At 71.4% G+C, this 20937-nt stretch carries 20 protein-coding genes; 10 read left to right on the forward strand and 10 right to left on the reverse strand.

What is annotated here, in order from left to right:
• Positions 1–25: 25 nt before the first annotated feature.
• Positions 26–631: a TetR/AcrR family transcriptional regulator gene (locus ACFT32_RS10125; RefSeq protein WP_382487810.1), complete on the forward strand. Its 606-nt coding sequence runs from the start codon at positions 26–28 to the stop codon at positions 629–631.
• A 42-nt stretch (positions 632–673) separates the two neighbouring features.
• Here ACFT32_RS10125 and ACFT32_RS10130 read toward each other — a convergent pair whose 3' ends face one another.
• A complete protein-coding gene (locus ACFT32_RS10130) occupies positions 674–1255 on the reverse strand; it encodes a helix-turn-helix domain-containing protein (protein WP_382487812.1) in 582 nt (193 codons plus the stop codon).
• Between the two features lie 87 nt (positions 1256–1342).
• On the opposite strand from ACFT32_RS10130, the gene ACFT32_RS10135 reads away from it, so the two are divergent.
• A complete protein-coding gene (locus tag ACFT32_RS10135; protein ID WP_382487814.1) occupies positions 1343–1969 on the forward strand; it encodes a class I SAM-dependent methyltransferase in 627 nt (208 codons plus the stop codon).
• A 41-nt stretch (positions 1970–2010) separates the two neighbouring features.
• Positions 2011–2511, forward strand: coding sequence for a DinB family protein (locus ACFT32_RS10140; RefSeq protein WP_382487816.1), 501 nt, complete (start codon positions 2011–2013; stop codon positions 2509–2511).
• Between the two features lie 227 nt (positions 2512–2738).
• On the opposite strand, the gene ACFT32_RS10145 is transcribed toward ACFT32_RS10140, so the two are convergent.
• Complete coding sequence (locus tag ACFT32_RS10145; protein WP_382487818.1) at positions 2739–3896, reverse strand: WD40/YVTN/BNR-like repeat-containing protein; 1158 nt, start codon at positions 3894–3896, stop codon at positions 2739–2741.
• A gap of 212 nt (positions 3897–4108) precedes the next feature.
• Between ACFT32_RS10145 and ACFT32_RS10150 the strand changes: the two genes are divergently transcribed.
• Positions 4109–4693, forward strand: coding sequence for a hypothetical protein (locus ACFT32_RS10150; RefSeq protein WP_382487819.1), 585 nt, complete (start codon positions 4109–4111; stop codon positions 4691–4693).
• A gap of 29 nt (positions 4694–4722) precedes the next feature.
• Here the strand turns inward: ACFT32_RS10150 and ACFT32_RS10155 are convergent, their stop codons facing one another.
• Entirely contained in the window at positions 4723–6753 is a 2031-nt protein-coding gene (locus tag ACFT32_RS10155) for a HEAT repeat domain-containing protein (RefSeq protein ID WP_382487821.1), read from the reverse strand.
• 151 nt (positions 6754–6904) lie between these two features.
• The gene (locus tag ACFT32_RS10160; protein WP_382487823.1) at positions 6905–8581 is read right to left on the reverse strand and encodes an acyl-CoA dehydrogenase family protein; all 1677 of its coding nucleotides are present in this window, start codon (positions 8579–8581) and stop codon (positions 6905–6907) included.
• Between the two features lie 75 nt (positions 8582–8656).
• Between ACFT32_RS10160 and ACFT32_RS10165 the strand changes: the two genes are divergently transcribed.
• Complete coding sequence (locus tag ACFT32_RS10165) at positions 8657–9415, forward strand: PaaX family transcriptional regulator C-terminal domain-containing protein (RefSeq protein WP_382487825.1); 759 nt, start codon at positions 8657–8659, stop codon at positions 9413–9415.
• 74 nt (positions 9416–9489) lie between these two features.
• Here the strand turns inward: ACFT32_RS10165 and ACFT32_RS10170 are convergent, their stop codons facing one another.
• Both ACFT32_RS10170 and ACFT32_RS10175 read right to left on the reverse strand, forming a co-directional pair.
• Positions 9490–10278, reverse strand: coding sequence for a pectate lyase (locus ACFT32_RS10170; RefSeq protein ID WP_382487827.1), 789 nt, complete (start codon positions 10276–10278; stop codon positions 9490–9492).
• 45 nt (positions 10279–10323) lie between these two features.
• Positions 10324–11301, reverse strand: a complete 978-nt coding sequence (locus ACFT32_RS10175) for a polysaccharide lyase family 1 protein (RefSeq protein ID WP_382487829.1) — start codon at positions 11299–11301, stop codon at positions 10324–10326.
• A 308-nt stretch (positions 11302–11609) separates the two neighbouring features.
• On the opposite strand from ACFT32_RS10175, the gene ACFT32_RS10180 reads away from it, so the two are divergent.
• The gene (locus ACFT32_RS10180; protein ID WP_382487830.1) at positions 11610–12692 is read left to right on the forward strand and encodes a non-reducing end alpha-L-arabinofuranosidase family hydrolase; all 1083 of its coding nucleotides are present in this window, start codon (positions 11610–11612) and stop codon (positions 12690–12692) included.
• 130 nt (positions 12693–12822) lie between these two features.
• Entirely contained in the window at positions 12823–14094 is a 1272-nt protein-coding gene (locus ACFT32_RS10185) for a PHB depolymerase family esterase (RefSeq protein ID WP_382488849.1), read from the forward strand.
• Between the two features lie 31 nt (positions 14095–14125).
• Here ACFT32_RS10185 and ACFT32_RS10190 read toward each other — a convergent pair whose 3' ends face one another.
• Complete coding sequence (locus ACFT32_RS10190; protein WP_382487832.1) at positions 14126–15205, reverse strand: NADH:flavin oxidoreductase/NADH oxidase; 1080 nt, start codon at positions 15203–15205, stop codon at positions 14126–14128.
• Positions 15206–15324: 119 nt separating this feature from the next.
• Between ACFT32_RS10190 and ACFT32_RS10195 the strand changes: the two genes are divergently transcribed.
• The gene (locus ACFT32_RS10195; RefSeq protein ID WP_382487834.1) at positions 15325–15675 is read left to right on the forward strand and encodes an ArsR/SmtB family transcription factor; all 351 of its coding nucleotides are present in this window, start codon (positions 15325–15327) and stop codon (positions 15673–15675) included.
• Here the strand turns inward: ACFT32_RS10195 and ACFT32_RS10200 are convergent.
• On the reverse strand, positions 15672–17015 hold the full coding sequence (locus ACFT32_RS10200) for an FAD-dependent oxidoreductase (protein WP_382487836.1): 1344 nt from the start codon (positions 17013–17015) through the stop codon (positions 15672–15674). The genes ACFT32_RS10195 and ACFT32_RS10200 overlap by 4 nt on opposite strands.
• 198 nt (positions 17016–17213) lie before the next feature.
• On the opposite strand from ACFT32_RS10200, the gene ACFT32_RS10205 reads away from it, so the two are divergent.
• Positions 17214–17690 (forward strand): DUF6214 family protein, encoded by a 477-nt coding sequence (locus ACFT32_RS10205; RefSeq protein WP_382487837.1) that lies wholly within the window; start codon positions 17214–17216, stop codon positions 17688–17690.
• A 54-nt stretch (positions 17691–17744) separates the two neighbouring features.
• Here ACFT32_RS10205 and ACFT32_RS10210 read toward each other — a convergent pair whose 3' ends face one another.
• Positions 17745–18398 carry a DUF305 domain-containing protein gene (locus ACFT32_RS10210; protein WP_382487839.1) on the reverse strand — a complete coding sequence of 218 codons (654 nt, stop codon included), beginning with the start codon at positions 18396–18398 and terminating at the stop codon, positions 17745–17747.
• 190 nt (positions 18399–18588) lie between these two features.
• Between ACFT32_RS10210 and ACFT32_RS10215 the strand changes: the two genes are divergently transcribed.
• Positions 18589–20091, forward strand: coding sequence for an LVIVD repeat-containing protein (locus ACFT32_RS10215; RefSeq protein WP_382487841.1), 1503 nt, complete (start codon positions 18589–18591; stop codon positions 20089–20091).
• On the opposite strand, the gene ACFT32_RS10220 is transcribed toward ACFT32_RS10215, so the two are convergent.
• Positions 20079–20765 (reverse strand): TetR/AcrR family transcriptional regulator, encoded by a 687-nt coding sequence (locus tag ACFT32_RS10220; RefSeq protein WP_382487843.1) that lies wholly within the window; start codon positions 20763–20765, stop codon positions 20079–20081. The two genes, ACFT32_RS10215 and ACFT32_RS10220, sit on opposite strands and share 13 nt — an antisense overlap.
• Positions 20766–20937 lie beyond the last annotated feature (172 nt).

Genomic DNA, 20937 nt, shown 5'->3' on the forward strand with positions numbered 1-20937 from the left:
AGAGAAACAGGAGGTGAGCGCGGCGATGGCCGACGGGACCGCTGACCGGTCGCCCGCACGGCGCCCCGGTGGCCGCAACGCGCGGGTGAGATCCCAGATCCTCGCCGCGACGGTCGAACTCGTTGCGCGCGACGGCATCGCGGGCTTCCGTTACGAGGAGGTCGCCGAGTTCGCCGGCGTCCACAAGACCAGCGTCTACCGCAACTGGCCCGACCGTGAGGAACTGGTGGTCGAGGCCCTGGTGCGCTACGCCGAGGAACTCGCCTCGGTCGCCGACACCGGCGACATTCACCGGGACCTGGCGGACTTCCTGCTGGCGCTCGCCGGTGGCCTGGAAACGCCGTTCGGCCGGACACTCGAACAGGCCCTCCAGCCCGCCCGCCAGAGCGCCACCGTCGAGGCTCTGACCAAGATCCTCGACCAGCGTGTGGCCGCCCTGCGGCGACGGGTGGACACCGCCGTCGACCGGGGCGAACTCCCCCCGGTAGACAGTGGCTTCCTCGGCGAGATGATCTCCGGCCCGGTGCACCTCATCGTCAACCGTGGCATGCGCCCGTTCACCCGCGAGGACGCGGAGCGCATCGTCGGTGTCGTGCTCGCCGGCATCCGGGCCACGGCATCGCACGCCTGAGCGCCCGTCATGTAGGTGCTCAGCGCAGCACTTCGAAGTGCCCTATCGCTGAGGGTCGTTGCGCACGTGCGCCCGCACTCCTTGCAGACCGAACAGGATGAGGAGCTCGACCACGCCGCCGTCGGCGCTGCCCAGCCAGTGGGGCAAGGACGTGTCGAACTCGGCTGCCTCACCGGGCGGCAGCGTCAGGTCGCGCTCGCCGATCACGAGCCGCAGGCGTCTGAGCACGTAGAGCCACTCGAAGCCTTCGTGGGTCTGCGGAGTCGGTTCGAGTGGTTCCGGCCGGGCAGGGATGATCATCTTGAACGCGTGCACCCCGCCCGGTCGCCGGGACAGGGGCACGAAGGTCATCCCGAACCGCGTGACCGGCTTGAGGTGTATCCGGGGGTCGCCGGTGCGCGGGGCGCCGACCAGGTCGTCCAACGGAACGTCATACGTACGAGCCAGCGGCAGCAGCAGTTCCAGGCTCGGCCGCCGCAGCCCGCTCTCCAGCCGGGAGAGAGTGCTCTCCGACACGCCGGTCGTCGCCGCGAGGTCGGCGAGGGTGATGCCGCGGGCACGACGCAGCGCACGAAGCCGCGGCCCCACCCCGTCGAGCACTTCGTGGTCCGTCTTGCGATCCATCGGGCCATCTTGCCGTAACCGCAAGAATTCGTGCCAGGTCGTGGGGTGCCTGGCGAGACTGAGCGCATCCCGACACAAGGAGCCCTGATGAGCAGCACCGATGCGGTCGCGTTCTGGGACGGCGTCTACGCGGCCCGGCCGGCAACCGGCGGTCCGCGGCCGAATGTCCGCCTCACCGAGACGGTGACGGGCCTGCCGCCCGGTGACGTGCTGGACCTCGGATGCGGCGACGGCGGCGACGCGCTCTGGCTCGCCCGGCTGGGGTGGCACGTCACCGCCGTCGACATCTCGGCCGTGGCGGTCGAGAGGCTCGCCGGCCTCGCCCGCTCACACCGCCTGGGCGACCGCGTCACCACCGTGCGAGCCGACGTGCACGAATCTTTCCCGCCCGGCGACTTCGACCTGGTCTGCGCCCATTACCTGCACACCCCCTTCGACCTGGACCGGGCCACGGTCCTGCGCTCGGCCGCGCACGCACTGCGCCCGGGCGGACGGCTGCTGGTCGTCGACCACGGCTCGACCGCGCCGTGGTCGTGGAACCAGGATCCCGGCATCCACTACCCGAGCCCGCGGGAAGTCGCCGCGGGTATCGACCTGGCCCCGCGGACATGGACGGTCGAGCGGGCCGACGCACCGCGCCGGATCGCGACCGGACCGGACGGGCGCACCGCCGAGGTCACCGACCACGTCCTCCTCATCCGCCGCACCGCCTGACACCGCGGCCGGCGCCGCCCGACGAAGGAAGGGAGACCACAGTGCCCGGCACCACGCGCCGCAACCGCCGCCGCGACACCCCGCCGCCCCGGACCGGCAGCGACGAGACCGAGGTCCTGCGCGGATTCCTCGACTACCTGCGGGTCTCTGTCGCCGCGAAGGTGGACGGCGCCCCCGAACCGCAGGCGCGAACAGCCGCCGTGCCCTCGGGCACGAACCTGCTCGGTCTGCTCAACCACCTGACACACGTCGAGCGCGCGATGTTCCTCGGGGACCACGTCACCGACTGGCAGGCGACGTTCCGAGCCGCACCGACGGACAGTGCGGCCGACGTCGTCGGCCGCTACCGAGAGGCGGTCGAGCGCGCGAACGACGTTCTCGACCGGTGCACCGATCTCGGCGCACCGGTTCCCCGACCACGGCCGGACCGCCCCGCTCCCAGCATCCGCTGGGCACTCACCCACATGATCGAGGAGACCGGCCGGCACGCGGGCCACGCGGACATCCTCCGCGAACTCATCGACGGCACGACCGGCCGCTGATCCATCGGCGCGCCGGCCGACTCCCTGACTCACAGGAGCCCTCAAACTGTGGTCCAAGGTGGACAGTCCGGACACGACACGGTCGGTCGGCCTCGACCCCGGCGGCGACGACGGCGTCGGTGCCGTCCGGGCCTTCCGAACTGTTCATGCGGGGCATGGCGGAAGGGCTGGCCCGCTACGCCGAGGTGCGCGAGCGGGCTCAGTGACGCCCAGGGCCCCTCCTTGGCTCATCCGACGGTCGCGGCCCGCACGCACAGCACGTCCGGCAGATGCGAGGCGAGCTGCTGCCATGTGTCGCCGTCGTCAGCGGACGCGAACACCTCGCCGTTGCGATTGCCGAAATAGACACCCGCCGGATCGCCGTCGTCCGCGCACATCGCGTCGCGCAGCACCGTGCCGTAATGGTCCTCCTGGGGCAGCCCCGCCGAGAGCGGCTCCCAGCTCTTGCCCGCGTCCGCCGTCCGGTAGACGCGGCACCGGTGGTCGGCCGGGACCCGGTCGGCGTCGGCGTTGATCGGGAACACATACGCCGTGTCACCCCGGTGCGGGTGCGCGACCGCCGCGAAACCGAACGTGGACGGCAGGCCCTCGCCGATGTCCGTCCAGTGCGCGCCCGCGTCGTCGCTGCGGTACACCCCCCAGTGGTTCTGCAGATACAGCCGGTCCGGGCTCACCGCGTCCCGCGCGACCTTGTGCACGCACTGGCCGAACTCCGGGTTCGGGTCGGGCAGGAACACCGCCGAGACACCCGAGTTGGAAGGCGCCCAGCTCGCGCCGCCGTCCAGTGTGCGGAACACACCGGCGGTCGAGACGGCGACCGTCACGGCCTTCGGGTCGCGCGCGTCGGTGAGCACCGTGTGCAGACCCTCACCGCCGCCGCCCGGCACCCACTTCGACCGGGTCGGGTGCTCCCACAGGGGCCGGACCAGCTCGAACGTCTCCCCGCGGTCCTCCGAGCGGTACAGCGCGGCCGGTTCCGTACCCGCGTACACCACGCCCGGCTCGGCGGCCGCCGGGTGCAGCTGCCACACCCGCTCCAGGGACGCCCCCGTGTCCTTGGGGAACTTGACGGCGGGGTGCGCCGGTTCGGTCCAGGTGCGGCCGAGATCGTCGGAGTGGAACACGGACGGGCCCCAGTGCGCGCTGTCGCCCCCGGCCAGCAGCCGAGGGGTCGCGCCCCGGGTGTCGACGGCGACCGAGTACACGGCTTGCGCGTTGAAGTAGGGACTCTCGTCGAACTCCCAGGCGCCACCACCCCGCCGGCGCCCGATGAACAGGCCTTTGCGCGTGCCCACGGCGAGCAGTACCTCGGCCATGCCGATCACCTCCGCGGCGTCGTCTTTGACGCCCTCGTCTCTGACACCGGCCAGTCTGCACCCCACCACTGACAGTCACCTCTGGAACCCGCTCCGATGCAGGTCAGGCGGGTGTCGAGGGCCGCCGCGGGGTTCGGCGGAGCGCGTGCCGGGGGCCGCTCGCAGGGGCCGGACGGCGTGGGGGCCGTCACGTCGGAGTAGGTGCAGTGAGCATCCAGGCGCCGTCTTCCGTATGCAGAGGGCGGCGGGATGGTCATGCGCGCATGAGGAGGATGCCTTCGATGGCGTTACGAGGTCCGAAGGTGTGGCTGTGGCGCTGGCGGCGCAATCCGCTCAAGCGCCGCGCCGACAGGGTGGAGGCCTGGGTCGTGCTGGGCGTGTGGACGCTCACCGCGTTCGTCGGGATGCTGGCAGGCACGACGGTGAGCCGGTCCGTCGAGGACGGGCTGGCCCGGGAGCGTGTCGAGTGGCGGCCCCTCGTGGCCCGGCTGGACGAGCAGGCTCCCGGGAGGGCTTCCGAGAACGGCGGCGTGTCCCGTACCGAGCAGGTGTGGGCGAAGGCGACGTGGACCGCTGTGGACGGCTCCGCGCACTCCGGACAGCTGCGGGTCCCGGCGGGCAGCGCCGCCGGGACACCGGTCACGGTGTGGACGGACCCCGAGGGCCGCCAGGTGACCCGACCCGTCACCGAGTCCCAGGCCCATGTGCGGGCCTTCCTGATCGGCTGCGTGGCGGGCATCGGCGCCGCGGCCCTGCCGCTCGTCGGCGGCCGGGCCCTGCGCCGCCGGCTGGAACGCGACCGGATGGACCAGTGGGACGCCGAGTGGTCCCGCTTCGGGCCGATGTGGGGACGTACGACGGGGTGAGGCCCTGGGAGGCCGTTGACGGATCTCACCTACCCGTGCCCCACCCCGGCCAGCGCCCCCCGGCACACCCGCAGCAACCCCTCGTCCTCGTGGATGTCGTGGCTGCCGTAACCGCGGGCGTCGGCCCGGTGCCGCCGCGGGGACGCGAGTTCCGCTCGGAGCAGGTCGTGCAGAGGCGCTCCCGCGGGCCCCAGGTCCGCCACGCACCCGGCGACCGTCGTCCGGGTGCGCGGGTCCTGAGCCCACGCGGAGCGGAGGACGGGAAGGAGCCGTTCCGGCTCCCCGGCGATCCGCCACACCGCGCACGCGGCTGCGGCCCGCTCCCGTGCGTCGCCGGAGCCGGCCATCCGCCGCAGCCCGGGCAAGGCAGGGTGGGCCGCCGTTCCCAGTCGTGCGAGCGCGTCCGCCGCGGCCGCGCGGCGACGCCGGTCGCCGCCGTTGTCCGTCAACTCCCGGAGCAGCGCGGGCAGCACGGCGTCCGGCTCGCCCGTGATCGACCACAGCGCCTCCGCCGCTGCGACGGCGCGGTCCGTCTCCAGCAGTCCGCGCAGGTCCGGTACCGCCTCGTACGCGGCCCTGCCAAACGCGCCGAGGGCACGGACCGCCGCTCCCGTGACGGCGTCGCGCGGGCGCGGCCCGTCCGGCATGCCGCGCAGGAGACGTAACACCGCCGGTATGGACTCGGCGTCGCCCAGTGCCGTGAGCGCCGACAGCAGGGGAGCGGCCCGCTCGTGGGTGTCGGGGCCGTTGAGCGGAACGCGGGCGAGCCGGCGCCGTAGAGCGGGAGCGAGTGGCGAGGCCGCAGGCCCCAAGTGGGGTATGGCGTAGCCCAGGTCGTCCGGCACGACCGGGCCGGCCAGCACCTCGGACAGCACCTGCGCGGCCCGTGGATCCCCCGTCCTGGCCAGGGCCTTGAGCGGACCGCCCAGCGTCGGCCCGCCCCGCTCCCCGTGCCGTACGCGAAACTCGGGACGGCAGGTCACCAGCGCGTTGAGATGGTCCGCAGCCGGCACGGCCAGCTCGAAGAGCTCCACCAGAACGGCGACCGCCGCATCGTGCAACCGGCCTTCCTCGGCGCCCAGTTGGGCACCTATGAGGGCGACCGGCTCCGCGCCGCCGGTACGCCACTCACGGAACAGCCCGGCCGACATCCACACGGCGTTGCACCGGTCGAGGGGATCCGGGCTGGTCAGCTGCCCGCACAGCAGGGCGACCCGGTCGGTGACCCGGCCTCCTAACGCGGAGTGCAGCGTGCGCATCAGCTGGGAGCCCTCCTCGTCCGAGGGGCGCAGGCGCCGCAGCCGGTCGGCGAGCGTGTCCGGGCCGGGACGGTCGCCCCCGTGGCCGGCGCGGGTGTGCTCCCCGGATCTGTCCCTGAGCAACCGGACGACGGCCGGTACGAGATTGGCGGGAAGTAGCCCCGGCGCGCATCCCGCCAGCTGGCCGAGCGCGGCGAGCCGCAGCCCCGGGCCGTACGGGGGGTTGCTCAACTCAGCCAGCAGGTCCACCGCCCCGGAAGCGTGCTCCTGGTGCCGCTCCACGAACAGGCCCAGGCTCGCGGCCAGGGCGAGCAGGACCCGGTCGTCCCGCTCCACGGTGATCCGCTCCCGGAACAGGGCGAGCACCCGGGCCGGTGGGCCCAGGAACCGCACGAGTGCGCCCGGAGCGGCCCGGCGAACCCCGGCGTCCGCGTCCCCCGCGAGCCGGACGAAGACATCGGCACCCGCGTGCAGCGCGGCACGGGCTCTCGCGGCGTTCTCCTCCGCGGAGGCACCTTCGTCATCTGCGATGTCACCGATGCTGACGAGGAGTTCCACGACCCCCGCCCGGTCCCGCACCTCCTCGCGGACGGCGAGCGAGAGGAGGAACGGAACACAGGCGAGCGTCGCGTCGTACACGCCTCCCTGGTGGTGCACGGCGCCGTACATCCCGTCGAGCGCGCTCTCCCGCTCGGCCGGGTCGGCGGAGGCCAGTCCCCGCAGTAGTCCGGGCACGTCCTCCGCGCTGCCGTACGCATGCCGCAGCGAGGCCCAGTCGACCTCGTCGATCCCCCTGAACACGTTGTCCTCCCCAGGCGAAGTACCAACTGACGGGGAGTCTGCACCACGGCACTGACAACGAAGCGGAATCGGGAGATGACGGTGCGCGATCTGTGCGCCGGTTGGCTGACGACAGCTCAGTCACTCGCCGAGAAGCGGTCGTTCGGTCCGTTCAGCCCTCGTCGGGCAGGGCGCGCTCCAGGATCGCGTCGAGGCCCGCCGTCTCCGGCAGCGTCCCGAACGCCTGCCCCCAGTCGCCCCCGAGCCGGCTCGCGCAGAACGCGTCGGCGACCGCCGGCGGGGCGTGCCGGACGAGGAGGGAGGCCTGGAGCGTCAGGGCCATCTGCTCCACGAGCCGGCGGGCCGTCGTCTGCGACGCCTCGGGCAGCCGGTTCTTGAGCCGGCTCACCGCCGCGTCCAGCCGGGCGTCCGCGCCCCGGGCGAGGTCCAGCTCGCCGAACAGCGCCTCGGCGGTGCCCGGTTCGCGGCTCAGCGCCCGCAGCACATCGAGCGCGTTGACGTTCCCCGAGCCCTCCCAGATCGACAGCAGAGGAGCCTCGCGGTAGTGCCGGGGCATGCCCGAGTCCTCGACGTAGCCGTTGCCGCCGAGGCACTCCAGGGCCTCCGCGGTGAAGGCCGGACCCCGCTTGGTCACCCAGTACTTGCCGACGGCGGTGGCGATCCGGCGGAACGCGGCCTCCGCCCCGTCCGCGTCGTCTCCGCGGACCGCCCGGTCGGCCGCCCCGGCCAGCCGCAGGGTGAGCGTGGTGGCCGCCTCGGACTCCAGCGCCAGGTCGGCCAGAACGTTGCGCATCAGCGGCTGGTCCACCAGCCGGGCGCCGAACGCGCTGCGGTGGCGCGCGTGGTGCCCCGCCTCGACGAGGGACTTGCGCATCAGCGCGGCCGACATCATCACGCAGTCGAGACGCGTGCAGTTGACCATCTCGATGATGGTCTTGACTCCGTGGCCCTCGGGCCCGACCAGCCAGGCCACGGTCCCGTCGAACTCGGGCTCGGAGGAGGCGTTGGAGCGGTTGCCCAGCTTGTCCTTCAGCCGCTGGATGCGGAAGGTGTTGCGGGTGCCGTCGGGCAGCACACGCGGCACCAGGAAGCAGGACAGGCCGCCCGGGGCCTGTGCCAGCACGAGGAACACGTCGCACATCGGCGCCGAGGTGAACCACTTGTGCCCGCGCAGGGTGTACACCCCGGGCTCGGCCGTGGGCGTGGCCGTAGTGGTGTTCGTCCGGACGTCCGAGCCGCCCTGCTTCTCCGTCATCCCCATGCCCGCAAGCAGGCCCCGCTTCTCCGTGGGCACCCGGAGGCCGGGCTCGTACTCCCGGCTCGTCAGCAGCGGCTCGTAGACCTTCGCCAGCTCCGGCTGCCTGCGCAGCGCGGGGACCGCCGCGTAGGTCATCGACGTCGGACAGCCGTGGCCGGCCTCGGTGTGCCCCCAGACCAGTCCGCCGGCGGACCGGGCGACATGCGCGCCGGGCCTGTCGTCAGCCCAGGGCGAGGCGCCCAGTCCCTCCGTGACCGCGGTGCGCATCAGGTGGTGCCAGCTCGGGTGGAACTCGACCTCGTCCACCCGGTTGCCGTACCGGTCGTGGGTGCGCAGCTCCGGCTCGTGACGGTTGGCCAGGTCGGCCCACTCCTGGGCCCGGGCGCTGCCGGCCTGCCTGCCGAGCCGGCGCAGGTCCTCCTCGGCCCACCCGGCGCCCTCCCGCCGCAGCCCTTCCAGCAGGGCCGTGTCGTCGGAGGCGTCGTACGGGGTGAGGGGCGGGGCCTGGTTGGTGACGTCGTGCGTGGCGGGTCCGCCGTACGCATGCTGTTCGTCCAGTGTCGAGACCATACGCCGAGTGTTGCACTCTGGCTGCGACCGCAGCAATACTGCAACACGGAATGCCGCCGCGTACAGTACGTGACCATGCCGATGAACGTCCCGGCGCGGCCCGGCGCGCTCGACCTGCGCCCCCTGTCCGCGCGGTCGGTCGTGCTGAGCCTGCTGCTCGGGACGCATCCCCCCGAACTGACGGCCAGGGAGCTCGTGCGGCTCGTGGAGGGCTTCGACGTCGGCGGCTCCACGCTGCGGGCGGCGCTCAGCCGGATGGTGGCCGCCGGTGATCTGCGGCGCACGGACACCGGCTACCGCCTCAGCGACCGGCTGCTGGAACGCCAGCGCCGCCAGGACGACGCCGTGCACCCTCGTACCCGCGCCTGGGACGGCGACTGGGAGATGGTCGTGATCACCGCGACGGGGCGCGGACCCGCCGAACGCGCCGACCTGCGGGCCCGGCTGGCCGGACTCCGCCTCGCCGAACTCCGCGAGGGGGTCTGGCTCCGGCCCGCCAACCTGGACCGAGCCCTCCCCGGCGATCTGGACCAGGTGTCCCAGCGCTGCACGGCCCGCCCCGACCGGCCCCCGCGCGACCTGGCCGCGTCCCTGTGGCCGCTGGACACCTGGCCTGCCACGGCCCGCGCGCTGCTCGGCCACATCGCCGACGCGCACCGCCCTGCCGATCGCCTGGCCGCCTTCGCCGCCGTCGTACGGCACCTGCTGGCCGATCCGGTCCTGCCGCCCGGGCTCCTGCCCGCCGACTGGCCCGGCGCCGAACTGCGCGTGGCCTACACCGGCTACCGGCAGGAGCTGATCGGGGAGGTCCGCGCGCGCGTGCGGGGCGCATGACGCGGACGGCCGTGCGCGGCGCCCGCCGGGACGCTGCGCACGGCCGCCTTCACCGTGGGGGGCTGTTCGAGGAACTACCTGTAGGTGACGTCCGAGGTGGAGTACAGGCAGTTCTTGCTGTCGGGTCCCGACCCGACAGCGGTGTTGTTGTTGTACTTCTGGCAGGGGACGACCTTGCGGCCGGAGTCGTTGCGGATCGTGATGCCCCGCAGCGTCGCCGCGTCGTTGCGGTTGACGTTGATGCCGACGATCCGCGCGGTGGAGCCCGTGCCGGTCACATCGATGGTGTTGAGGTTGACCTTGCGGGTGTACTGCGTGGAGCAGTCGCCGCAGGAGCGGTAGAGCGTCTTGAACTCCTGCACCGCGAAGTTGGAGATGTTCAGCGTGCCGCCGCCGTTGTGCTGGAAGACCTTGTCCGCCGCCTTCTTGGCGCCGCCGCCGATCACCTGGTACGTGGCGCCGTTGCCGCCGCGGAAGGTGGCGGCGTCCTCGCCGACGTCCTCCCACCAGACGTTCTGCAGCGTGCAGCTGCCCTCGCAGTGGATGCCGTCGGCCGCGGGGGCGCCGAGGATGACGTTCTTCAGCACCGCGCCGTCCGCGAGCTTGAAGATCGGGTCCTGGCCCTCCTCCTGGCCGTCACCGGCCAGGTCCCCGGTCCCGTAGTACCGCTTCATCCCGTAGTCCTTGGTGCCGGACACGGAGATGGTGGAGGAGGTCCCCTGGCTGCCGTTGGGGGTCGGCCAGGTGGCGGCGCTCGCCGTGGGCGCGTTGGTAGTCATGATCATGCCAACCGAGAGGCCGAGGGTGGCCAGTGCTCCGGTCAGTGCGCGCCGCCGGGCGCGCGGACGTGTCGCAGAAGTCATGTCCCGATTCCTTCTGTCGTTTGAGTGAGTGGGGGAGGTGGGGTGTCAGAGCTTTCCGGCGCCCGCACCCGACGTCACCGAGGTGACGACGGACGAGGCCGGCTCCGCCGAATAGCCGTACGGCGGACTGGTGAAGCTGCCCACGCGCGAGACCTCGGTCGCGGCTCCACCGAGATCGTTGCCGCGCAGATTGGCGTATCCGTCGACGTCGCTGCTGCGGTTGGTGGTGACCGCGATCTTCGTCGAGCGGAAGACGTTGTTCTCGACCAGTATCTGGGCGCCCATGCGCGAGTGGCAGGCGGTGTCGGCGCCCTCGACGTAGTTGTTGTAGAAGTGCCCGGTGCCGAAGCGCAGGCTGGGGATGCGCGAGTACACGTTGGCGAAGTGGTTGTGGTGGTACGTCACCTTCAACTTGCCGGTGTCCTCGCTCGCGTTGTTGTCGCTGTGGCCGGCGAGCGAGCCCTTGAAGTGGTTCTTGAAGGTGTTCCAGGACACCGTGACGTTGTCCGCGCCGTGATTGACGTCCAGCAGGCCGTCGTAGAAGTCCTTGTCGTGATCGCGGTCGGCCGAGAAGGAGTTGTGGTCGATCCAGACCTTGGTGGACGCCTCGACGGTGATGCCGTCGGCGGGCGCGACGGGCTTGCTGATGTTCAGGTTGCGGACGACGACGTTCGAGACCTTCTTCAGCCGCAGTCCGCCGCCGGTGAACCCGGACGCCGAACCCACGCCCAGGACGGTCGTGTTGGACCCGATGTCGACCTGACCGCTCAGCGGGATCAGGCCGTTGACCCGGACGACCTTGGCCGCGTTGCCGGTCACCGCCGACTTGAAGGCGCTCAGCGTGGAGACGGTGACCGCCGAGGCGCTGCCGCCGCCGGTCGTCCCCGCGCCGAACCCGATCGGCGAGGTCTCGGCGGCCCCGGCCGGCTGGGGAACGGCCAGGACCGCCATGGTCGCCAACGCGGACGCGGCGGCGACGGCCAGGGTGGATCTGTGTACACGTGTACGTGGGGGAGTACGCATGTGGGGTGCGTCCCTTCGTGGTGCCGTCATGGTGCAGGTCGGTCATGTACATGAATGACGTTCGCCATGTTGTTCACCGCGCGCGCTGCGTACGACTGGCCCGAAGGCCTCGGTCACACTGCTGAACGGAACGTAGGGGGCAAGCGCTTTCTAGTCAACGCCTCGCGCAGAACCCATTCGGCCGGTCCTGGTCAGGGCGGGGGTGTCTCGGGGGTGGCGTGGGAGCGCTTCCATGAAAGCCATGTGCATGTCACCATGCCGACGAACGCTTCCCTTCACGAGAGGGCGGGTCGATGAGGACTCCGCGCATGCGTACGTTCGTCAGTGGACTCGTGTTCATGCTGGTGGCCGTCGGCGCCCTGGCCGTAGCGCCGGGAGCGGCGGCCGCCGGCACGTCGCGGCCCGGCGACGAGAGATCGCTGCCGGGTTCGTTCACCTGGAGGTCCAGCGGCCCGCTGATCAGCCCCAGGCCGGACGCGGCCCACCCGATCCTCTCGGTCAAGGACCCGACGGTCTTCCGCTACCGGGACCGCTGGCACGTCTACTTCACGACCGCCGACACCGCCGGACGCTGGAGTCTGGGACACACGAGCTTCACCGAGTGGTCCGAGGCCGGTTCGGCGCCCCAGACGTTCCTGGACGCCAACCCGAACATCGGTGACCGGTACGCGGCCGCGCCCCAGGTGTTCTACTTCGCGCCCCAGCAGACCTGGTACATGGTCTACCAGACCGGCCCACCGTCCTACTCCACGACCAAGGACCCCTCGGACCCGCTCAGTTGGAGCGCGCCGCGGAACTTCTTCGACAGTGAGCCGCCGATCGTCACCGAGAACAAGGGCGACGGCGCCTGGCTCGACTTCTGGACGATCTGCGACCGGACGGACTGCTACCTGTTCTTCTCCGACGGCAACGGCCACCAGTACCGCTCGCGCACCAGCCTCGCCGCGTTCCCCAACGGCTTCCGCGACACCGCCATCGTGCTGTCCGAGCCCAACCGCTTCGACCTCTTCGAGGGGGGCAACGTCTACCGGCTCGGCGACGGCTCCGGCTATCTCATGCTCGTCGAGGCGCTCGCGACCGGATCCGACTGGCGGCGCTACTTCCGGGCCTGGCGCGCCGACAGTCCGGGCGGCGCCTGGACACCGCTCGCCGACACCGAGGCCAACCCCTTCGCCCGCTCGAACAACGTCACCTTCGAGGCCGGACAACCGGCCTGGACCAGGGACTTCAGCCATGGCGAGATGATCCGCTCCGGTGTCGACCAGACCCTCACGATCGACCCGTGCCGCCTGCGGTTCCTCTACCAGGGGATGGACCCCGCCTCGAGCGGCGAGTACTACCGGCTGCCCTGGCGGCTCGCCCTGTTGACCCAGACCGACTCCACCTGCTGAACCGCCGTACGACGTCCTGCGCGCCGCACCTCACAACGGAAGGGACACGGACGTGCCTGCCACCCCCCGCCCCACGGCGAGGAGACCGCTGCGGTCGTTACTCCTCGCGCTCGTCGCCGCGCTGCTGCCGATGCTCGCGGCCACCGTGCTCACCGCACCCGCGGCCGCCGCCCGTGAGCCGGCCGGGTCCGCCCGCGAGTCCGCCGGCGAGAGGGCGGTGCCCGCCGCGGCCCTCACCGAGGTCACGAACTTCGGTACGAACCCCAGCAATCTGCGGATGTACCTGTACGTGCCGGAGAGCGTCACTCCGAACCCGGCGGTCGTGGTCGCCGTGCACTGGTGCACCGGCTCCGGCCCGGACATGTACAACGGCACCGAGTACGACACCCTGGCCGACCAGTACGGGTTCATCGTGCTCTACCCGTCCGTCACCCGCAGCAGCAAGTGCTTCGACGTCTCCTCGCCCCAGGCGCTGCGCCGCGGCGGCGGCAGCGACCCCGTCGGCATCAAGTCGATGATCGACTGGGTCACCCGCACCTACGACGCCGACACCGGCCGGGTGTTCGCGACCGGCATCTCCTCCGGCGCGATGATGACGAACGTCCTGCTCGGCGACTACCCCGACGTGTTCGCTGCGGGCGCCGCGTTCTCGGGCGTCCCGTTCGCCTGCTTCGCCACCACCGACGGCTCCGAGTGGAACAGCAATTGCTCGGGCGGCACGCTGACCCGCACCCCGAAGGAGTGGGGCGACCTGGTCCGGAACGCCCACCCCGGCTACACCGGTCCCCGCCCGCGGATGCAGATCTGGCACGGCACCCAGGACGACGTCCTGCGCTATCCCAACTTCGGGGAACAGATCAAGCAGTGGACGAACGTGCACGGTGTCAGCCAGACGCCGACCGCCACGGACACACCCCAGTCCGGCTGGACCCGCACCCGCTACGGCGGCACGGGTGACCGGGCCCCCGTGGAGGCCATCAGCCTCCAGGGCGTCGGCCACAACCTGTACGCCAATGGAATGGCCTCCCGCGTGCTCACCTTCTTCGGCCTGGACAGCTCGGGCCCGGCGCCGCAGCCCCAGCCCGGCGCCTGCAAGGTGACGTCCACGGTCAACGCCTGGAACACCGGCCTGACCGCGTCCGTGACCCTCACCAACACCGGTACGACGACCGTCAGCGGCTGGAAACTCGGCTTCACGCTTCCCGCCGGCCAGACCGTCACGGGCGGCTGGGGCGCCACCTACGCGCCGTCGTCCGGGACCGTCACCGCCACCAACGTGTCCTACAACGGCACGATCGCGCCCGGCGCGAGTGTCGGCATCGGCTACCAGGCGAGCCATGGCGGCAACAGCGCCGCTCCGGCCGCGTTCACGCTCAACGGGACGGCGTGCACGGCCGGTTGACGCACCAGGTCCTCCGAGATCCGGGTGCCGGTCAGACCGACCGGTGGTACTGGTCAGGCACCCGGACCTCACCGCCGAGTTCCCGCGCCGCGTGCCGGGCCCACGAGGGGTTGCGCAGCAGTTCCCGGCCCAGCAGGACCGCGTCGGCCTCGTTGTTGGCCAGGATCTTCTCGGCCTGCTCGACGTCGGTGATCAGTCCCACCGCGGCGACCGGCAGGGGGGTCTCGGCCTTCACCCGGGCGGCGAAGGGCACCTGGTAGCCGGGGCCGGTGGGGATCCGGGCATCGGAGGCGTTGCCGCCGCTGGAGACGTCCAGCAGGTCGATGCCGTGGGCCCGCAGGTCGGCGGCGAAGCGGACGGTGTCGTCGGCGGTCCAGCCGCCGTCCGCGAGCCAGTCGGTCGCCGAGATACGGAAGAACAGCGGCTTGTCGTCCGGCCACACCTCCCGTACGGCGTCCACCACTTCGAGGGCGAAGCGGACACGGTTCTCGTACGAGCCGCCGTAGGCGTCGGTGCGGTGGTTGGAGTACGGGGAGAGGAACTCGTTGATCAGGTAGCCGTGGGCGCCGTGGATCTCGGCGACCTCGAAACCGGCGGCGAGGGCGCGGCGGGCGGCGGCCGCGAACTGCCCGACGATGTCCTTGATCTGGTCGGCGGTCAGCTCGGCCGGGACCGGGTGCTTCTCGTCGAACGCGAGGGGGCTCGGTGCCACGGAGTCCCACCCGTACGCGTCCGGGCCGACCGGGGCGCCGCCCTTCCAGGGCTGGTCCGTCGAGGCCTTGCGGCCGGCGTGTGCGAGCTGGATCGCGGGCACCGTGCCCTGCTCCGCCAGGAAGCGGGTGATGCGGCGGAACGCCTCCACCTGTGCGTCGTTCCAGATGCCGAGGTCGTACGGGGAGATGCGGCCCTCCGGGGAGACGGCGGTGGCCTCGACGATGATCAGGCCCGTGCCGCCGGCCGCGCGGGCGGCGTAGTGCGCAAAGTGCCAGTCGTGGGGGGCGCCGGCCTCCGGGCCCTCCGGTGCCGCCGAGTACTGGCACATCGGGGGCATCCACACGCGGTTCGGGATCGTCACATCGCGCAGGGTGTAGGGCTCGAAGAGCGCGGTCACGGCGGACTCCATTTCGTCACAGGGCCGGTGTCGACTCGTACGATAGGCATCGTAGTACGGTGGATGTCAAACTACGAGGGTTCTCGTACTATGGAGGTCCCCTAGGAAGTGGAGTCGCCGTGACGTCCCCCGCCGTGAGCAGCCGCGCCCTGCCGCATCCCGAGCGCGACGAGATCCGGCTGGAGGATGTGCTGCACGCGCTCTCCGATCCCATGCGGTTGCGGATCGTGCGGGAGCTTGCCGCGGTGAGCGGGGAGTTGTCCTGTTCGCACTTCGACCTGCCGGTGACGAAGTCCACGACCACGCATCACTTCCGGGTGTTGCGGGAGAGTGGGGTGATCCGGCAGGTCTACCGGGGGACGGCGAAGATGAACGGGCTGCGGTGGGATGATCTGGAGGGGCTGTTTCCGGGGTTGCTGGATGCGCTGCTCGACGCGGCGGGGAGGCAGGCCGGGAGGCTTGCGCCTTAAGGAACCCTGCTGTGCGCGGCCTCCATCAGGGACCGCCAGTCGGGGAGCTTGACCACTCCGCGTCCGAGTGACGCTCCCAGCTCCGCCTCCGCCCGCTCGATCGACTGCCAGCCCGTCCATTCGACCGGGTCGATTCCCTCCGCCCGCAGGGCCGTGAGCGTGTCCTCGGGGACATCCTTGGCGGCGAGGAGCGGGGCGTCCTCCAGGAGGGATGTCGCCGTCTCCTTCGCACAGGGGCGGTTCGTGCCGATCACACCCGTCGGGCCGCGCTTGATCCAGCCGGCCACGTACTCGCCCGGCGTGACGACACCCTCGCGCAGGACCCGTCCGGCCAGGTTCGGAACAGTGCCGGTCCTGGCGTCGAACGGCAGACCCTCCATCGGCACCCCGAGGTAGCCGACCGAACGCAGCACCAACTGCGCCTCGATGTCCTCGTACCGGCCCGTGCCCGTCATGCCGCCGTGCCCGTCCGGTGCCGTCCGCTCGAACCGCACCGCGCCCACGTGGCCCTGCTCGGCGAGCAGTTCGACCGGGCGGAGGAAGAAGCGCAGGCGGATCCGGTGCGGGGCGCCGGCCGGCGGGGACTCGGCCCAGCCGCGCAGCACCTCCACGTTGCGCCGCTGCGGGGCGGGCAGCTCGGACGGGTCCGTGTACCCCGGGTCCGCCGTCAGCTCCGCCGGGTCCGCGACGACGTCCGTCCCCGGCAGGGTGCCCAGCTCGCGCAGTTCCTTGGTGGTGAAGCGGGCCTGGGACGGGCCGCGCCGGCCCACCATGTGGATCTCGGTCACCCGGCTCGCCGCCAGCGCGGTGAGCGCCGCCTGCGGCATGTCGGTCGGGCTGAGCTCGGCCAGCCCCCGGGCCAGCATCCGGGTGACATCCACTGCGACGTTCCCCACGCCGATGACCACGGCCGACCGCGCGTCCCGCAGGAAACCACCGTCCACGGCGTCCGGGTGGGCGCTGTACCAGGACACGAACTGCGTCGCCGACCAGCTCCCCGGCAGGTCCTCCCCGGGAATGCCCAGATGCCGGTCGGTCGCGGCGCCCACGCAGTACACCACCGCGTGGTAGAGCTCCCGCAGCCGGGCGGCGGGGACCCCGCCGGGGCCCGCCTGTACACCGCCGAGGAACCGGACCCGGTCGTGCTCCAGGACCGCGCGCAGATTGTTCTGCAGCGACTTGATCTTCTCGTGGTCGGGTGCCACGCCGTAGCGGACCAGGCCGTACGGGCACGGCAGCCGGTCCAGGACGTCGACGCGAACCTCGGAGTCCAGCTGGACGAGGCTCTGGGCGGTGTAGCACCCGCTCGGCCCGGAGCCTACGACGGCGACTCGCAGCACGGCGGAACTCCTTACCCGTCAGATCCCGGGGGATCTCAGGAGAGCGCTGATGTCTCCAGCATCGCACCGGCCGGGCTCCGCTGACAGGGTGCAGTGCTCCGACCGGGGCGCGTGTCGGATCTATAGCGAATGTGATCATGCGGTTACGTTCCGTGTGTGCTGGAAGCATCCTTTCTTAATCTTTCTGATCGCTCTTCGGTGGACGGCGCGGTATCCGTGCGGCCCGCGTGGGAAGTGTGGGAGAACGAGGACGCCACGCGGTGGTTCGACGTCCGGCTCGCCTTCACGGACGGCGCCCACGTCGACGCGCTGGCGGTCGTGGCCGGCGGATGCGTCGGGGTCGAGGAGGTACGCGCCCAGCCCGCGCTGTCCCTCGACGACCTGGCGGTGCTCGCCGACTGGTTCGAGGAATCGCTGGCCGAGGCGTGCGGCGCCGGTGCGGGCCCGGACTCCGAGGACTGCGCCGGCCCGGGGCGCCGGGCCCGGCCGGTCTGGCCGCGCGGCGCGGAGGGGCGATGGCTGGTGGCCCAGGAGTACCGCGCGGCCCAGCAGGACGGTGCCGACCCGGTGCTCGCCGTGATGTGCGCGACCGGGCACAGCCGCCGCAAGTCGCTGAGGCTGATCGGCCAGGCCCGGGACGCGGGCCTGCTGGCACCGCGCCGCGCACGGCGCTGAGCGGGCCGGGCCCAGCGGGCCTGCCCGGGGCACGACCGCGGACCGGGAGTCCGCTCAGAGCATGTCCCGCATCCGCGTGATCTCGCTGGTCTGCTGGGCGATCACCTCGTCGGCCATCTCCTCGACGCGGATGTTGTTGCCCTGCCCCTTCACCTCCGTGGCCATGGTGATCGCGCCCTGGTGATGGGTCGTCATCAGGGTCAGGAAGAGGTGGTCGAAGGCCTTGCCGTCGGCCGCGCGGAGCTTCTTCAGCTGGGCCTCGGTCGCCATGCCGGGCATCGTGGCGTGCTCGTGCCGCTCGGCCTCCAGCGGCTTGCCGTGCGACTTCAGCCAGCCCTTCATGGCCTCGATCTCGGGCTTCTGGCCGCCCGCGACGCGCTCGGCGATCCGCTTCACGTCCTTCGACTCGGCCCGCTTCGGGACGAGTTCGGTCATCACCAGGGCCTGCGTGTGGTGCTCGATCATCATCCGGGCGTAGGAGACGTCCGCCGCGTTGGGGGAGTCGTTCTCCGGGTTCTGCTCGGCGGCTTCTTCGGCGGACAGGGTGCGGTTCGCTTCACCCGGCTCGCCCGGCGCGATCACGGCGGGCCCGTCGGCGGCGGCCGGCTTCCGGTCCGGACCGGAGTCACAGCCCCCGGCCGAGAGCACGGCCAGGGCGACCAGCCCCGTCGTGACGACGGACGCACGAGACACGCGGCGGAAGAGCACAACGACCTCCTGTGACGGGCGGGTTGGGACGCACCTCGTGTTGCGGACGGCGTACTGGCACGCTTCCGCGGGTCATTGATCTCAAAACTTCATTGCGATCCTGTTGCCCTCTATTGGTATGTGCATGGCGAAGACGATACTGCGTGGTGCGTGAACCGTTCCGCAGTGAACGGAACCAGGGAGGAAAACAGTGATCCTGTTGAACGACCGCAGAACACGCCGCAGACGCCTGGGCGTCCTCGCGGCCGCCGGTGGACTGCTGGCCGCGCTCCTCACAGCGGCACCGGCAGGGGCCACCCCCGACCCGGGGGACGCGCCGCCCGCGCCGAAGAAGGTCTCCAAGAGCGCCCAGGCCGAGGTCCGTGAGGCCATCGAGAAGGGCGAGATACCCGCCCAGGACGAGATCGTCCACTCCGACAACATCCAGCACCTGGCATTCGTCCCCAAGGACGTGCTCCAGGGCACGAACTCGGACCTCGCCTTCCAGGGCAGGTACGCGTTCGCGGGCAACTACGACGGCTTCCGCATCTTCGACATCAGCAACCCCAAGGCACCGAAGACCGTCGCCCAGGTGCTGTGCCCCGGCTCGCAGAACGACATCTCCGTCTCCGGCAACCTGCTGTTCCTGTCCACCGACTCCTCGCGCAGCGACAGCAGTTGCACCAGCACCACGCAGCCGGCGACCGAGAAGTCCTCGTGGGAGGGCATGAAGGTCTTCGACATCAGCGACAAGCGCAACCCGAGGTACGTCGCCGCCGTCGAGACCGCCTGCGGCTCGCACACCCACACGCTGGTGCCCGAGCGCCGGAACGTCTACGTGTACGTCTCCTCGTACTCGCCGAACGCGGCCTACCCCGACTGCCGGCCGCCGCACGACGGCATCTCCGTCATCAAGGTGCCGCGCAACGCCCCCGAGAAGGCGAAGGTCGTGGGCTTCCCCGTACTGTTCCCCGGTGAGGGGCCGGACGGCGGCGGCAACCCGGGCGGACCCACCAACCCGGGCGTCTCCAAGACTACCGGCTGCCACGACATCACCGTGCTGCCGTCGAAGGACCTGGCCGCGGGCGCCTGCATGGGCGACGGCATCCTCTTCTCCATCAAGGACCCGGAACGCCCGAAGGTCATCGACCGCGTTCAGGACAACGTCAACTTCGCGTTCTGGCACTCGGCGACCTTCAACCAGAAGGCCGACAAGGTCGTCTACACCGATGAGCTGGGCGGCGGCGGAGCGGCCACCTGCAACGCGGAGATCGGACCGAACCGCGGCGCCGACGGCATCTACGACATCGTCGGCAAGGGCGACAAGCGCAAGCTCGTCTTCCGCAGCTACTTCAAGATCCCGCGCCACCAGGCGGACACCGAGAACTGCGTGGCCCACAACGGCTCGTTGATCCCGGTCAAGGGCAAGGACCTGATGGTCCAGGCCTGGTACCAGGGCGGTGTCTCCGTCTGGGACTTCACCGACTCGAGCAACCCGAAGGAGATCGCCTACTTCGACCGCGGCCCGCTGACCACGGACACGATCAAGTCGGGCGGCTCGTGGTCGGCGTACTACTACAACGGCTACATCTGGTCGAACGAGTACGCCAGGGGCTTCGACGTCCTGAAGATCGACGACCGGCGCACGGACCCGGCCCGCAAGGTCCACATGCGCGAACTCAACGTGCAGACGCAGCCGGACTACTTCGACTGACCCTCCGGGCCGTGCCCCGATGCGGCCCCGGTCGCGAAGAACCGTGACAGATCCCTGTCACCCGTCCCGTCGGAGGCTCCGGTCTCCGGCGGGACACCCAGCTCCCAGTCGAGCCGGTAGCGCTCGAACAACTCCGCCCGCAGCACCGGGACCGGCATCGGCACCCCCGGCACCAGCGCCGCGTACACGGCGCCCATCAGCAGGGCGCGCAGCATCGGGTAGTCGCTGTCGACGTCCCGCGACCCGAGCCGGGCGACGGTGTCCCGCAGCAGTTCGGCCAGCCGCCGCTGCTCCGGGCAGGGCACGAAGCCCTCGGCCTGCAGCAGCCCGGCCATGTGCTGGCGCATCAGCACGGGCCGGTCCCCGGCCAGGCCCAGGATCGCGTCGATGGCCCGCGCCATCCGCTCCCGGCCGTCCTCGGTGCGCGGCTCGCGCTCCAGCGCCTCCTCCAGCGTGCGGTGCATCAGCCGGTGCACGGCGGACTGCACGAGCTGGCGCTTGCCGGGGAAGTAGTACGAGACCAGACCGCGCGCCGAACCCGCCCGGTCGGCGATGTCGCCGAGCGTCGTCGCCTCGAACCCGCGCTCGTCGACCAGCTCGACCGCCGCCTGCAGAAGCCGCTCCTTCGAACGTCTCCGCAACTCTTCATTGACCGAGGCGCTGCGCGGGGACATGCTGAAACTCCTGCGTTGACTGGCTGCCAGCCAACTATACTCGGAGCGTCCGGCCGGGGCCGCGCGGTCCCAGCCGGGGATGCCGTCTGCCTCGGGCGACACGGGGGATCGTCCGAGGCGGGCGAGCTGGACCGGATGGTCGCCTCGGGCTGCTTTTTCCGGCGGTGAAACC

It is taken from the genome of Streptomyces sp. NPDC057002 (assembly GCF_042673825.1).
In the GTDB taxonomy this organism is placed as follows: Bacteria; Actinomycetota; Actinomycetes; order Streptomycetales; family Streptomycetaceae; genus Streptomyces.

Excerpts from the sequence above, each read along its gene's own strand:
- ACFT32_RS10125 (WP_382487810.1), top strand. The coding sequence starts at position 26 with ATGGCCGACGGGACCGCTGACCGGTCGCCCGCACGGCGCCCCGGTGGC.
- ACFT32_RS10130 (WP_382487812.1), bottom strand. The coding sequence starts at position 1,255 with ATGGATCGCAAGACGGACCACGAAGTGCTCGACGGGGTGGGGCCGCGG.
- ACFT32_RS10135 (WP_382487814.1), top strand. The coding sequence starts at position 1,343 with ATGAGCAGCACCGATGCGGTCGCGTTCTGGGACGGCGTCTACGCGGCC.
- ACFT32_RS10150 (WP_382487819.1), top strand. The coding sequence starts at position 4,109 with ATGGCGTTACGAGGTCCGAAGGTGTGGCTGTGGCGCTGGCGGCGCAAT.
- ACFT32_RS10160 (WP_382487823.1), bottom strand. The coding sequence starts at position 8,581 with ATGGTCTCGACACTGGACGAACAGCATGCGTACGGCGGACCCGCCACG.
- ACFT32_RS10165 (WP_382487825.1), top strand. The coding sequence starts at position 8,657 with ATGCCGATGAACGTCCCGGCGCGGCCCGGCGCGCTCGACCTGCGCCCC.
- ACFT32_RS10170 (WP_382487827.1), bottom strand. The coding sequence starts at position 10,278 with ATGACTTCTGCGACACGTCCGCGCGCCCGGCGGCGCGCACTGACCGGA.
- ACFT32_RS10175 (WP_382487829.1), bottom strand. The coding sequence starts at position 11,301 with ATGCGTACTCCCCCACGTACACGTGTACACAGATCCACCCTGGCCGTC.
- ACFT32_RS10180 (WP_382487830.1), top strand. The coding sequence starts at position 11,610 with ATGCGTACGTTCGTCAGTGGACTCGTGTTCATGCTGGTGGCCGTCGGC.
- ACFT32_RS10185 (WP_382488849.1), top strand. The coding sequence starts at position 12,823 with ATGCTCGCGGCCACCGTGCTCACCGCACCCGCGGCCGCCGCCCGTGAG.
- ACFT32_RS10220 (WP_382487843.1), bottom strand. The coding sequence starts at position 20,765 with ATGTCCCCGCGCAGCGCCTCGGTCAATGAAGAGTTGCGGAGACGTTCG.